Genomic DNA, 13,124 nt, shown 5'->3' on the forward strand with positions numbered 1-13,124 from the left:
GGGGGCAGGATCGGGCCGTGGACCTCTCCCGCGCCGCCGCCCAGGCCGCCGACGCCGCCGACCCGCTGGCCGGCTTCCGCGCCCGCTTCACCGGCACCGACGACGACGCCGGCGACGGTCCCGGCGACGGCGGCACCGACCGGCTGCTCTACCTCGACGGCAACTCCCTGGGCCGGCTGCCGCGGGAGACCCCGGCCGCCGTCGCCCGCGTGGTCGAGCAGGAGTGGGGCCGGGGGCTGGTCGGCTCGTGGGCCGACTGGGTGGGGCACGCCACCCGGATCGGCGACCTGCTGGCCACCGGCGTGCTCGGCGCCCGGCCGGGTGAGGTGCTGGTCTCCGACTCCACGAGCGTCGACCTCTACAAGCTGCTGGTCGCCGCCGCCGACGCCCGCCCGGGGCGCGACGTGCTGGTCTGCTGCGCCGACGACTTCCCCACCGACCGCTACGTCGTCGCCGGGGTCGCCGGGCAGCGCGGGATGACCGTGCGGGAGGTCGAGGCGCACATCGACGAGGGGCTCGACGTCGACGTGCTGTCCGCCGCGCTCGACGAGCGGGTCGCGGTGGTCGTGCTGTCGCAGGTGGCGTACCGCTCCGGTGCCCTGGTCGACATCGCCGAGGTCACCCGGCTGGCGCGGGACGCCGGCGCGCTGGTGCTGTGGGACCTGAGCCACGGGGCCGGGGCGGTGCCGGCGGAGCTGACCGCCGCGGGTGCCGACCTCGCCGTCGGCTGCACGTACAAGCACCTCAACGGCGGCCCGGGCGCCCCGGCGTTCCTCTACGTGCGCCGCGAGCTGCAGGAGCAGCTGCGCCAGCCGATCTGGGGGTGGTTCGGGGCGCGCGACCAGTTCGCCATGGGCGCGGCCTACGACCCGGCGGAGGGCATCGACCGCTTCGCCGTCGGCACCCCGCCGGTGCTGGCGATGGCCGCGGTGGAGGTCGGCGCGCGGATCACCGCCGAGGCCGGCGTCGAGCGGATCGCCGCGAAGGGCCGCGCGCTCACCGACCTGGTCGTCGGGCTGGCCGATGCGTGGCTGACCGGGCACGGGGTCGCCGTCGCCAGCCCGCGGGACGCCGCCCGCCGCGGCGCGCACGTCAGCCTCACCCACCCGGCCGCGTGGCAGCTCACCCAGGCGCTGATCGACCGCGCCGTCGTCCCGGACTTCCGGACGCCGGACCGGCTGCGGCTGGGGCCCGCGCCGCTCTACACCCGGTTCGTCGACGTCTGGGACGCCATGGACCGGCTGCGGACGCTGCTCGCCGACGGCACCTGGGCCGGCTACCCGACCGAGCGCAGCCGGGTCACCTGAGCCTCAGGACTCGGCGAAGACGACGAAGTTGTCGTCGGTGGTGCGGCCGTCGTCGTCGACGAAGCAGGTGATCAGCACCAGCCGGCCCGGCATCACCGTCCACACGTCGGTCGCGCCGGGGAGCGCGTCCTTGTCGTACCGCTCGGTGTGGCTGACCGTGTAGTCGACGCTGCCCCCGGGGGTCCGCACCGTGACGACGTCCCCGGTCGAGATCCCCGCCCCGTGGTCGCCGGGCATGAGCGCGTTGAACGCGGCCGCGCCCTTGGTCCACGAGTGCCCGGCGATGTAGACGGTGTTGTCCGGCTGGGTGCCCGGTTCGCCGTAGGGCTCGATCCAGTAGCCGTCGACCATCGACGGCGGGTCGATGACCCCACCTCGGGGCGTGTGCGGCAGCACCGCGACGTCCAGGCCGACCGACGGCACCGCGAGGCGCACCGGGGAGGCCCGCGGGGTCTCCGCCGGCGGGGTGGGCGGCGGGGTGGACGGTGGGGTGGTGGGCGCCTCCGTCGTGGGGACGGCGGTCGTCTCCGGAGCCGCGGCCGGCCCGGCGGAGATCGCCACCGGTGCTGCTGCGGCCCGCACGGCGCCGTCGTCCCGGCCGCCGATCAGCACCAGCGCCAGCAGCACCGCCACGATGCCGAGCACGGCGGCCCCCGCGAGGGCCGCCGTGCGTCGGGTCGGGCGCGACGAGGTCCGCACGTCAGCCCTGCGCGACCGACCGACGGCGGGATCGGACGACGCCGCCCAGGGCCAGCGCACCGACCGAGCCGAGCACCACGGGCAGCAGCACCGGTGCACCGACGTCGCCACCGGTCTCCGACCGCAGCCCCGGGTTCACCGCCGGGGCCACGACCTCGACCACCGAGTAGGTGGCCGAGACGACCTGCCCCGCGCCGTCACCGACGACCGAGATGAGCACGTAGCGCCCGGGCCGGGTGCTGGCGGGGACGGTCATGGTGGCGATCCGCGCGTCCACGGAGGGCGTCGCCTCCAACGGCAGGGCCAGGCCCTCGATCTGCGGACCCCCCGGGACGTCGCTCAGGGCGAAGTCGCTGTGCTCCAGGCCGGGGATGCCGAGCTCGTCCAGCCGGGTCTCGGCCGGCAGCACCACGTCCATCGCCGTGCCCGCCGTGACCGGGACCGGGGTGCAGGTGCTGAAGTCCGTGTCCGACGCCGGGCAGCCCACGGTGGACTCGGCATCGACCTGGCTGGTCAGCGTGACGGCGGCGGGCGCGCCCGCGGAGAGCTCGAGGAACCACCGCGCGGGCTCGATGAACGAACTCCAGGCCCCCAGCGTGGAGGCCAGGCCGGTCAGCTCGAGGCGGGCACCCGGACCGTTGACCCCGTCGTCGGCCGGCAGGTCGATGCGGTGGCTGCCGCCGCCGAGTGCGGTCACCACCAGCACGTCGGCCGGCGCGACCGCACCGGTGGACCAGGTGCGGGTCGCCTCGTTCTCCTCGTCGACCAGGGCCAGTGAGGCCTGGAGCGTGGGCCCGGTGGGCGCGACCTGGGAAGGCAGGGTGATCGTGACCGCGCCACCCCAGGCGACCGGGATCGCCTCGAACCCGGAACCGGGCAGCGGGCTCTGCACCGGCAGCTCACCGGAGTTCTGCGGCGACCAGAGGGCGAACTGCACCGACTCCGGCGTGAGGGTGGTCGTGGGGTTCTCCGGCGCGGCACCGGCACCGGACACCCCCAGACCCACCGAGGCGAGGGCGGCCAGCGAGACGACGCCGGTGCGGGCGAGCGGACGGCGGACGGGACCGCGGGGCGCGGTGCGGGACCACATGGGAGACGCCTCTCTGGCACGGGGAGCGACACCCACCCGGCGCCACCGAGGCGGAACCTATCCGTCCGTTGGGCCAGCGGAAGAGCGATTCCCACCGGTCGGCGGCATCGACGACAGCTTCGTCGAGAGGTGCCAGCCGAGGCGTTGGCACCTGTCAGTTCCACCCCTGTCCGGCACGCCGGACGGTCAGGCGCTGACGGACTCCGCCATGCCGAGCCAGGTGCGCCAGCGCGGATCGACGGTGCGGTGCCCGAGCAGCCGCCAGGCCGCGCCGCTGGGCGCCCCCGGCGGGTAGGGCAACGTCCACCCCATCTCGGCCAGCGACCTGTCGGCCTTGGTGTGGTTGCACCGGCGGCAGGCGGCGACCACGTTGTCCCAGGTGTGCGTGCCGCCGCGGCTGCGTGGCACCACGTGGTCGATGCTGGTGGCCGACCCGCCGCAGTAGACGCAGGTCGACCCGTCCCGGGTGAAGACCGCGCGGCGGGACAGCGGCACCTGCACCGGGTAGGGCACGCGGACGTAGCGGGTCAGCCGGACGACGACCGGCACGGCGACGGAGAGCCGCTCGGCGTGGACGAGGTCCTCGGTGACGTCCACCGCCTCCGCCTTGGCGCCCAGCACCAGCACGATCGCGCGGCGGCTGGAGACCACGCACAACGGCTCGTAGGTGGCGTTCAACAGCAGGGTGGCGGCGGTCGTCACCTGCGCCGGGACGGGCGCGCGCGGACCGGGGAGGGGGTCGGTGGCCGCTCCCGGATGCGCGGGCGCGGACGACGACTTGAGTGCGGTGATCGACACGGGACACCTCCGAGGGCCCCTGGCTCCCGACGGCTTCGAGAGTCCCTGGGTCGCCTCATAGTGCCCTGTCGGCGTGTGATAACGGGCAGCGGCCCCTCGGACGGCCGCCCCCCGGCGGCTACCGTCGCGGCGTGCGCTATCCCGACGCCCCCCGCCTGGACCTGGTCGAGGACCTGCACGGTCACCGGGTCGCCGACCCCTACCGGTGGCTGGAGGACCCCGCCGACGGCCGCACCGCCAGCTGGGCCGCGGCCCAGGACGAGCTCGCCGCGGAGCTGCTCGGTGGCCTGCCCGCGCGCCCGTACTTCGCCGAACGGCTGGCCGAGCTCGTGCACGCCGGTGCGGTCGGCATCCCGGTGTGGCGCCGCGGGCGCGCCTTCTCCACCCGGCGTGATCCCGGCCAGGAGCACGCGGTCCTGCGGGTCACCGAGCCCGACGGCAGCGTGCGGGTGCTGGTCGACCCGACGGCGCTGGACCCGGCCGGCACCACCACGCTGGACGCCTGGTCACCGTCGTGGGAGGGCGACCGGCTGGCCTACCAGATCTCGGTCGGCGGCGACGAGGAGTCGCAGCTGTTCGTCCTGGACGTCGGCACGGGCGAGCTGGTCGAGGGCCCGATCGACCGCTGCCGCTACTCCCCCGTCGGCTGGCTGCCCGGCGGGCAGGAGCTGTTCTACGTGCGCCGGCTGGCCCCCGAGCTCGTCCCGGCCGGCGAGGAGCAGTTCCACCGCCGGGTGTGGCGCCACCGGGTGGGCAGCGACCCGGAGACCGACGTCCTGGTGCACGGCGAGGGCAGCGACCCCTCGACCTACTTCGGCGCGCGCACCAGCGCGGACGGCCGCTGGCTGGTCGTCTCGGCATCGGTGGGCACGGCGCCGCGCGACGACGTCTGGCTGGCCGACCTGGCCGGGGACGGCGTCCTCCGCGAGCTGCAGGTGGGCGTGGACGCGCAGACCTCGGCCTGGGTGGCCCGCGACGGCCGGCTGTGGCTGCACACCGACCGGGACGCCCCCCGCGGCCGGCTGGTGGTGGCCGACCCGGCCGACCCGGCCAGCTGGGCGCCGGCGGCCTGGCGGGAGGTGGTCCCCCAGGCCGACGACGGGGTGCTCTCCGACGTCGCCCTGGTCGACGGCCCCTACGGCGACCTGCGCGTGCTGGCCGTGCACGCGGTCGACGCCACCGACCGGCTCTCCCTGTGGGCCGGGGACGGCTCGGGCCGACTGGCCGAGGTGACCGACCTGCGCTCGGGCAGCGTCACCGGCGTCAGCGCGCCCCCGGAGGGCGGCACGACCGCCTGGGTCGGCTTCACCGACTACGCGACGCCGCCGTCCGTGCTCGGCTGGGACGCCGCCGAGCCCACCGCGCTGACCACGCACGAGCAGGCGCCGGTCGCCGGGTCGGTGCCCGGCGTGCAGGTGGTGGAGACCCACGCGACGTCGGCGGACGGGACACCGGTGCACCTGTTCGTGCTCTCCCCCTCCGGCCTGCCCGACTCGCCGCGCCCCACCGTGCTCTACGGCTACGGCGGGTTCAACGTCTCGCTCACCCCGGCCTACAGCGCGCAGGCGCTGTCCTGGGTCGCCGCCGGCGGGGTGTGGGTGGTGGCGAACCTGCGCGGCGGCTCCGAGCACGGTGAGGAGTGGCACCGGGCCGGGATGCGGGAGCGCAAGCAGAACGTGTTCGACGACTTCGCCGCCGCCGCGCAGCACCTGATCGCCACCGGGTGGACCACGCCGGCGCAGCTGGGCGTGATGGGCGGCTCCAACGGCGGGCTGCTGGTCGGCGCGATGGCCACCCAGCACCCGGACCTGATCGCCGCGGTGGTCTGCAGCGCGCCGCTGCTGGACATGGTCCGGTACGAGCTGTTCGGGCTGGGCCGCACCTGGAACGACGAGTACGGCACCGCCGCCGATCCCGAGGAGCTGGGCTGGCTGCTGGGCTACTCGCCCTACCACCGGGTGGTGGAGGGCACCGCCTACCCGGCCGTGCTGTTCACGACCTTCGAGTCCGACACCCGGGTCGACCCGCTGCACGCGCGCAAGCTCGCCGCGGCGTTGCAGCACGCGACCTCCGCCGAGGCACCCATCGTGCTGCGGCGGGAGCTGTCGGTGGGGCACGGCGCCCGCGCGGTGAGCCGCACCGTGGGGCTGGCCGCCGACCAGCTGGCGTTCCTGGCCGCGCACACCGGGGCCTCCCCGGCCCAGGAGCCGCGCACCGGCGGCTGACCGGCGGGGGAAGCCACGGAACGACACCGTCCGGGTGATCGACGGCCTGGAACCCACCTGCGAGACTGCGCGCGATGAACGGCACACACACGGTCACGGCAGCCGACGCAGGAGCACCGGCACCCGCCTGTGCGGCGGACCCGGGGTCGCTGTGCGCGCGCCTGTGGGAGTGGACCGGGCTGGACTGGCTGGCCGCCAACGCCGACACGATCGTCGGCCGGCCGGCGCGCATCCTGCTGATCGTCGTGATCGCCGCCGTCCTCCGGCTGCTGCTCAACCGGGCGATCCACCGGCTGACCGACCGCACCGCCACCGGCGCCGTCCCGACGATCCTGCGGCCGTGGCGCAACCGCGCCCGGCAGGCCGACCCCGACGGCATCGAGCTGATCGCCGCGCGGCGCACCCAGCGGGCCGAGGCGATCGGGTCGGTGCTGCGCAGCTGCGCGTCGTTCGCGGTGCTCGGCATCGCCGTGGTCCTGGTGCTCGGCGAGCTGGGGATGAACCTGGCGCCGATCCTGGCCAGTGCCGGCGTCATCGGCGTCGCGCTCGGCTTCGGCGCGCAGAACCTGGTCAAGGACTTCATCGCCGGGATCGGGATCATCCTGGAGGACCAGTACGGCGTCGGGGACGTCGTCGACCTGGGCGAGGCCAGCGGCACGGTCGAGGCCGTCGGCCTGCGGATCACCCGGCTGCGCGACATCAACGGCGTGGTCTGGTACGTCCGCAACGGCGAGGTGCTGCGGGTGGGCAACCGCAGCCAGGGCTTCGCCCAGGTGGTCATCGACATGCCGGTCGCCCACGACACCGACCTCGAGCGCTGCCGCGCCGTCATGCAGGAGGTCGCCGACGCGATGGCCACCGACGCACAGTGGGCCGAGGTCTTCCTCGGCGAGCCGGAGTCCCTCGGCGTCGAGCAGATCACCGCCGAGGGCGTCGTCCTGCGCGTGCAGGTGCGCACCACCAACGCCGTCCAGTGGCAGGTCGCCCGGGAGCTCCGGCAGCGGCTCAAGGAGCGCTTCGCGACCGAGGGCATCCGCACGCCGCTCCCCCTGCTGGGGATGGGCGCCGGCCCGGGCGCGGGCACCCGCTGAGCCGCCGTCGTCCCGACCGGGACACCACTCCCGGCCGGCCGGCCACCTTCGGGCAGGTCTTCGCGGTCGCCGAGTTCCGGCCGCTGTTCGGCTCCTTCACGCTGTCCACGATCGGCGACGAGCTCGCCCGGGTGGCGCTGACCGTGCTGGTCTACCAGCGCACCGACTCGGCGCTGCTGTCCGCGATCACCTTCGCCATCAGCTACCTGCCCTGGGTGCTGGTCGGGCCGGTGCTGGCCTCGCTGGCCGACCGGTTCCCCCGGCACCGGGTGCTCATCGCCAGCGACGTCGCCCGCGCGGTGCTGGTCGCCGCGATGGCCGTCCCGGGGACGCCGCTGCCGGTGCTGCTGGGGCTCCTGCTGGTCGTGGCGATGTGCGCCCCACCGTTCGAGGCGGCCCGCTCGGCGCTGATGGCCGACGTCCTGGAGGGCGACCGCTACGCGGTGGGCACCTCGCTCACCGGTGTCGCGTCCCAGGTCAGCCAGCTGATCGGCTTCCTGCTGGGCGGTGCGCTGATCACCGCGCTCTCCCCCTCGGCGGCGCTGCTGATCGACGCCGCCACCTTCGCCGTCTCCGCCGTCTGGCTGACCCGCGGGCTGCAGCGCCGGCCCGCGCCGGCCGCCGAGGACGACGCCGGCTCGATCTGGCGGGACACCGGCAGCGGGCTGCGGTTCATCGCCGGCTCCCCGCGGCTGCTCGCGATCGTCACGGTGCTGTGGGTGGGGGCGCTGTTCATCAACGCACCGGAGGGGATCGCCACCCCGTGGGCCTTGCAGCTGCAGGGCACCGCCGCGGCCGCCGGGCTGCTGCTGGCCGCGAACCCGGCCGGCACCGCCATCGGCGGCCTCCTGGTGGGCCGCTTCTGCCCGCCGCACGTGCGCACCCGGTTGCTGGTGCCGCTGCTGGTGCTCTCGCTGGCCGGGGTGCTGCTGGCCGGCCTCACCCCGCTGTGGCTGGGCACCGGCTCGGCGGCCTACGTCGTCGTCCTGGTGCTGCTGTTCGTCGCGGGGCTCGGCGGGGCCAGCAGCATCCCGCTGAACGTGGCGTTCGTGCAGGCCGTGCCGAGCGCCTACCGCGGCCGGGCCTTCGGCGTCGCGGTGGCCGGGCTGTCGGGCGTGCAGGGGCTCGGGGTGGTGCTGGCCGGGCTGGGCGCCGAGGTGCTCGCACCGGGCACCGTGGTCGCGCTGGCCGGGGGGATCGGGCTGGTCGCGCTCGCCGGCCCGCTGGTGGGCCTGCACCGCACCCGTCCCGGACGTGACGCGTACGACGCCGGCCCCGTGCCCCGGACGGGCCCGGCTGAGGGACGATCGACGGCATGAGCGAGACCAGCCGGTCGCTGCCCTCGGCGCGCACCTTCTACGACGAGGTCGGCGGCGAGCCCACCTTCCGGGCGCTCGTCTCCCGGTTCTACGCGGGGGTGCGCGAGGACCCGGTGCTGCGGCCGATGTACCCCGCCGACGACTGGGACGGCGCGGAGACCCGGTTGCGGATGTTCCTGGAGCAGTACTGGGGCGGGCCCAAGACCTACTCGGAGAACCGCGGGCACCCGCGGCTGCGGATGCGGCACGCGCCCTTCGCCGTCGACGTGGCCGCCCGCGACGCGTGGCTGCGGCACATGCGCGACGCCGTCGACTCCCTGGAGCTCACCGACGAGCAGGACGCGACGTTGTGGGGTTACCTGGTCATGGCGGCACAGAGCATGCAGAACCGGTAAGGACCCCGCTGCCCCCACCACTCGCACGCTCGCGGTGGGCCCCTGCACCGGGGCCGCACCTGCACAAGCCTTTGAGGAGCCCGGTGACCGCGGTCCCGATGTCCCCCCGCCCTGACGCCGACTGGTGGCGGGAGGCGGTCTTCTACCAGATCTACGTGCGCAGCTTCGCCGATGCGACCGGCGACGGCGTGGGTGACCTGGCCGGCATCCGCAGCCGGCTGCCCTACCTCAGCGAGCTGGGCGTCGACGCGCTGTGGATCACCCCGTTCTACCCCTCGCCGATGCACGACCACGGCTACGACGTCGCCGATCCGCGCGACGTGGAGCCGGTGTTCGGCGACCTCGACGCGTTCGACGCCCTGCTGGCCGACGCGCACGCCCGCGGCATCCGGGTGACCATCGACCTGGTGCCCAACCACAGCTCGCACGACCACGAGTGGTTCGCCGAGGCGCTGGCCGCCCCGCCGGGGTCGCCGGCCCGGGCCCGGTACTTCTTCCGCGACGGCGACGGGCCCGACGGCGCGGAGCCGCCGAACAACTGGCCCTCGGTGTTCGGCGGGCCGGCCTGGACCCGGGTGCCCGACGGGCAGTGGTACCTGCACCTGTTCGCCCCGGAGCAGCCCGACCTGGACTACTCGAACCCGGAGGTCGTCGCCGACCTCGAGGAGACGTTGCGGTTCTGGCTGGACCGGGGGGTCGACGGCTTCCGGATCGACGTCGCCCACGGCATGGCCAAGCCGCCGGGGCTGCCGGACATGGTGCCGGCGGAGGACACCGGCCTGTTCGCCGACGACGGCCCGGGCGACCTCCGGTTCGACCAGGACCACGTGCACGCCCTGCACCGCCGGGTCCGGGCGGTGCTCGACGAGTACCCCGACCGGATGGCGGTCGGCGAGGTGTGGGTCTTCGACGACGAGCGGCTGTCGCACTACCTGCGCCCCGACGAGCTGCACCTGGCCTTCAACTTCCGGCTGCTCACCGCCGAGTGGGACGTCGAGGAGCTGCGCGCGGCCGTGGAGCACTCGCTGAACACCGTGTCGACGACGCCGGCGCCGCCCTGCTGGGTGCTGTCCAACCACGACCGGCCCCGGCACGTCACCCGGTACGGCGGCGGTGCGGTGGGCACCCGGCGGGCGCGGGCGGCGGCGCTGCTGCAGCTGGCCCTGCCCGGGGTCGCCTACGTCTACAACGGCGACGAGCTCGGCATGCCCGACGTCGACCTGCCCGACGAGGTGCTGCAGGACCCGATCTGGGAGCGCTCCGGGCACACCGAGCGCGGCCGCGACGGCTGCCGGGTGCCGGTGCCCTGGTCGGGTGACCGGCCCGCCTACGGGTTCTCCTCGACCCCGGACACCTGGCTGCCGATGCCGGAGGGCTGGGGCCCGCTGACCGTGCAGGCCCAGGAGCAGGACCCGGACTCGATGCTGTCGCTGTACCGGGCGGCGCTGCGGCTGCGCCAGGGCTCGCCCGCGTTCGCCGGTGAGGGCGTGGAGTGGCTGCCGGCCCCCGCGGGCTGCCTGGCGTTCCGCCGGGCGGGCGGGCTGGTCTGCCTGCTCAACGTCTCCGGCGCGCCGGTGCCGCTCCCGGAGGGCCAGGTGCTGCTGGCCAGTGAGCCGGTCACGGACGGCGTCGTCCCGGACGATGGGACGGTGTGGCTCACCCACTGAGCCGCGCGGCCGGGGTCCGGTAGCTTTCCCGCCCGTGAAGACCCGTGACCTCGCGTACGTCGCACTGTTCGCCGCGCTCACCGCCGTCCTCGGCATGATCCCGGCGGTGCAGATCGGCCCGGTGCCGATCACCGCGCAGACCCTGGGCGTGATGCTGGCCGGCGCGGTGCTGGGGGCCAAGCGCGGCTTCCTGTCCCAGCTGCTGTTCCTGGCGCTGGTGGCCGCCGGCCTGCCGCTGCTGGCCAGCGGCGCCGGGGGCCTGGGGGTCTTCGCCGGCCCCTCCGCCGGGTACCTGGTGGCCTGGCCGATCGCCGCCTTCGTCACCGGGCTGCTCACCGAGCGGGTCTGGAACCGGTACAACGTCGTGTGGGGCACGCTGGTCAACGCCGTCGGCGGCATGGTCGTGATCTACCTGATCGGCGTCCCGGTGCTGGCCGCGGTCGCCGACCTCTCCCTGGGCGCGGCGATCGCCACCGGCGTGCTGCCGTTCCTCATCGGGGACGCGGTCAAGGCCGTGGTCGCCGCGGCGATCGCCGTCCAGGTGCGGCGCAGCTACCCGGTGATCGAGCGGGCCCGGGTGGCTCCGGCCTCGTGAGGCCCCGGCGCGCCGCGTCGCGGGCGGCCGCTGACCCCGAGCCGGACCCGACCCGGGGCATCGAGCTGCAGGGCGTCTCGCACGCCTACGGCGAGCGCGCCGTGCTCACCGGTGTCGACCTCACGCTGACCGAGCACCGGGTCGGCGTCGTCGGCGCGAACGGGTCGGGCAAGAGCACCCTCGCCCGGCTGCTCAACGGGCTGGTCGTGCCGACGGCGGGGCGGGTGCTGGTCGACGGGTTGGACACCGCCACGCAGGTGCGCGCGGTGCGCCGCCGGGTGGGGTTCGTCTTCCAGGACCCGGACGCGCAGATCGTGCACCCGACGGTGGCCGAGGACGTCGCCTTCGGGCTGGAGAACCAGGGCGTGCCGCCGGCCGAGCGCACCGAGCGGGTCGCCGAGGTGCTGGACCGCTACGGCCTCGCCGGGCACGCCGACCACCCCGCGCACCTGCTCTCCGGCGGCCAGAAGCAGCTGCTGGCCATCGCCGGGGTGCTGGTGATGCGCCCGGCCCGGATCGTGTTCGACGAACCGACCACGCTGCTGGACCTGGTCAACGCGCGACGGGTGGCGGAGCTGATCGCCGACCTGGACCAGCGGGTCGTGGTGGTCACCCACCAGCTGGACCTGCTCGACGGCTTCGACCGGGTGCTGGTGGTCGACGGCGGCCGGGTGGTCGCCGACGACCGACCGGCCGCCGCAGTGGCCGCCTACCGCGCGCTGATGACGGGCCGGGCGTGACCCTCGCGCTGTACGTCCCGCGCGCCAGCCCGGTGCACCGGGCGCCGGCGGGGGCGAAGCTGCTGCTGCTGGCCGCGCTCGCGGTGCTGCTGTTCACCCTGCCCACCCTGACCACCACCGCGGTCGCGCTCGTCGCCGTGCTCGCCGTCGGGGTGGGGCCGGCCCGGTTGCCGGTGCGGGTGCTGGCCCGCCAGGGACGTGCGGTGCTGGTCTGGCTGGTCGCGCTGCTCGTGGTGCACGCGCTGCTGACCGACCTGGTCACCGGGGCGACGGTGGTGCTGCGGCTGCTGACCCTGGTGCTGGCCGCGGCCGTGGTGACCTCGACGACCCGGGTGACGGCGATGGTCGCGGTGATCGAGCGGCTCTGCGGCCCGCTGCGCTGGGTGGGGGTGCGCCCGGCACGGGTGGGGCTGGCGCTGGCGATGGCGCTGCGGTTCATCCCGCTGGTCGCCGAACGCGCCGACCGGGTCCGCGAGGCGCAGGCGGCCCGGGGCGGGACCACCCGGGGGCCGCGGGCGCTGGTCCGACTCGTCGTCCCGGTGCTCGTGCAGGTGCTGCAGATGGCGCACACCACCGCGGAGGCGCTGGACGCCCGCGGTGCCGACGACGAGCCGGTGCCGCGCCGGTGGAGGGAGCGGTCGTGACCGGTCGGGTGCTGGAGATCTGGACGGCGCCGGAGGCGGCGGCGCCGATGGTGCGCCGCGCGTCGGTGCCGGCGGTGCCCGGCGTCGGGCTGGCCGGGGACCGCTACGCCGCCGGCGGCGGCACCTGGGCGCAGTACCCGGTGCAGGAGAAGCAGGTGACCCTGATCGACGTCGACGACGTCGCGGTGGTGGCGGCCGAGGCCGGCATCGACCTCTCCCCCGGGCAGACCCGGCGCAACCTGGTCACCCGGGGCATCGAGCTGCCCGCGCTGGTGGGGCGGTACTTCCTGGTCGGCGAGGTGCTGCTGTTCGGCACCAAGCGGTGCCCGCCGTGCGCGCACCTGGAGCGGCTGACCGGGATGCGGCTGGTGAAGCCGCTGGCGCCGCGGGGCGGGATCAACGCGGCGGTGTTCGGCGGCGGTGAGGTCACCGAGGGCGCCGCCGTCGCGCCGGTGGACGACGCCGAGGCCGCCCGCCGCGGAGCGCCGACCGGAGCCGACCGGCCGGTCCCCCGCATCGTCGCCCTGCCCGGCTGACCCCGCGCACCCGCTCCG

Annotated in this window: 13 protein-coding genes; 10 read left to right on the top strand and 3 right to left on the bottom strand. The window is 75.5% G+C overall.

Annotated features, from left to right (window positions below; all coding sequences use genetic code 11):
• Nucleotides 1-17 precede the first annotated feature (17 nt).
• Nucleotides 18-1,307, top strand: coding sequence for a kynureninase (gene kynU, locus ACI79U_RS05310; RefSeq protein WP_457068989.1), 1,290 nt, complete (start codon nt 18-20; stop codon nt 1,305-1,307).
• A 3-nt stretch (nt 1,308-1,310) separates the two neighbouring features.
• Here the strand turns inward: kynU and ACI79U_RS05315 are convergent, their stop codons facing one another.
• The 3 genes from ACI79U_RS05315 to ACI79U_RS05325 form a co-directional block, all read right to left on the bottom strand.
• Nucleotides 1,311-2,006: a class F sortase gene (locus ACI79U_RS05315; protein WP_457068987.1), complete on the bottom strand. Its 696-nt coding sequence runs from the start codon at nt 2,004-2,006 to the stop codon at nt 1,311-1,313.
• A gap of 1 nt (nt 2,007) precedes the next feature.
• Nucleotides 2,008-3,096: a hypothetical protein gene (locus ACI79U_RS05320; protein WP_457068985.1), complete on the bottom strand. Its 1,089-nt coding sequence runs from the start codon at nt 3,094-3,096 to the stop codon at nt 2,008-2,010.
• 186 nt (nt 3,097-3,282) lie between these two features.
• Entirely contained in the window at nt 3,283-3,894 is a 612-nt protein-coding gene (locus ACI79U_RS05325) for an HNH endonuclease (protein WP_457068983.1), read from the bottom strand.
• Between the two features lie 131 nt (nt 3,895-4,025).
• Between ACI79U_RS05325 and ACI79U_RS05330 the strand changes: the two genes are divergently transcribed.
• From ACI79U_RS05330 to ACI79U_RS05370, 9 genes are all read left to right on the top strand, one after another.
• On the top strand, nt 4,026-6,119 hold the full coding sequence (locus ACI79U_RS05330; RefSeq protein WP_457068981.1) for a prolyl oligopeptidase family serine peptidase: 2,094 nt from the start codon (nt 4,026-4,028) through the stop codon (nt 6,117-6,119).
• 74 nt (nt 6,120-6,193) lie between these two features.
• Nucleotides 6,194-7,210 (top strand): mechanosensitive ion channel family protein, encoded by a 1,017-nt coding sequence (locus tag ACI79U_RS05335; protein ID WP_457068980.1) that lies wholly within the window; start codon nt 6,194-6,196, stop codon nt 7,208-7,210.
• The gene (locus ACI79U_RS05340; RefSeq protein ID WP_457069073.1) at nt 7,207-8,529 is read left to right on the top strand and encodes an MFS transporter; all 1,323 of its coding nucleotides are present in this window, start codon (nt 7,207-7,209) and stop codon (nt 8,527-8,529) included. Before ACI79U_RS05335 ends, ACI79U_RS05340 begins: the two co-directional genes overlap by 4 nt.
• A complete protein-coding gene (locus tag ACI79U_RS05345; RefSeq protein ID WP_457068978.1) occupies nt 8,526-8,924 on the top strand; it encodes a globin in 399 nt (132 codons plus the stop codon). Before ACI79U_RS05340 ends, ACI79U_RS05345 begins: the two co-directional genes overlap by 4 nt.
• A gap of 83 nt (nt 8,925-9,007) precedes the next feature.
• Nucleotides 9,008-10,591, top strand: a complete 1,584-nt coding sequence (locus ACI79U_RS05350; RefSeq protein WP_457068976.1) for a glycoside hydrolase family 13 protein — start codon at nt 9,008-9,010, stop codon at nt 10,589-10,591.
• 34 nt (nt 10,592-10,625) lie between these two features.
• The gene (locus tag ACI79U_RS05355; protein WP_457068974.1) at nt 10,626-11,186 is read left to right on the top strand and encodes a biotin transporter BioY; all 561 of its coding nucleotides are present in this window, start codon (nt 10,626-10,628) and stop codon (nt 11,184-11,186) included.
• Nucleotides 11,183-11,926, top strand: coding sequence for an energy-coupling factor ABC transporter ATP-binding protein (locus ACI79U_RS05360; protein ID WP_457068972.1), 744 nt, complete (start codon nt 11,183-11,185; stop codon nt 11,924-11,926). Before ACI79U_RS05355 ends, ACI79U_RS05360 begins: the two co-directional genes overlap by 4 nt.
• Entirely contained in the window at nt 11,923-12,570 is a 648-nt protein-coding gene (locus ACI79U_RS05365) for a CbiQ family ECF transporter T component (protein ID WP_457068970.1), read from the top strand. The genes ACI79U_RS05360 and ACI79U_RS05365 overlap by 4 nt, the downstream gene beginning before the upstream one ends.
• Nucleotides 12,567-13,106: an MOSC domain-containing protein gene (locus ACI79U_RS05370; RefSeq protein ID WP_457068968.1), complete on the top strand. Its 540-nt coding sequence runs from the start codon at nt 12,567-12,569 to the stop codon at nt 13,104-13,106. Before ACI79U_RS05365 ends, ACI79U_RS05370 begins: the two co-directional genes overlap by 4 nt.
• Nucleotides 13,107-13,124 lie beyond the last annotated feature (18 nt).

This window comes from Modestobacter sp. SYSU DS0904 (assembly GCF_054051115.1).

Excerpts from the sequence above, each read along its gene's own strand:
- ACI79U_RS05320 (WP_457068985.1), bottom strand. The coding sequence starts at position 3,096 with ATGTGGTCCCGCACCGCGCCCCGCGGTCCCGTCCGCCGTCCGCTCGCC.
- ACI79U_RS05345 (WP_457068978.1), top strand. The coding sequence starts at position 8,526 with ATGAGCGAGACCAGCCGGTCGCTGCCCTCGGCGCGCACCTTCTACGAC.
- ACI79U_RS05335 (WP_457068980.1), top strand. The coding sequence starts at position 6,194 with ATGAACGGCACACACACGGTCACGGCAGCCGACGCAGGAGCACCGGCA.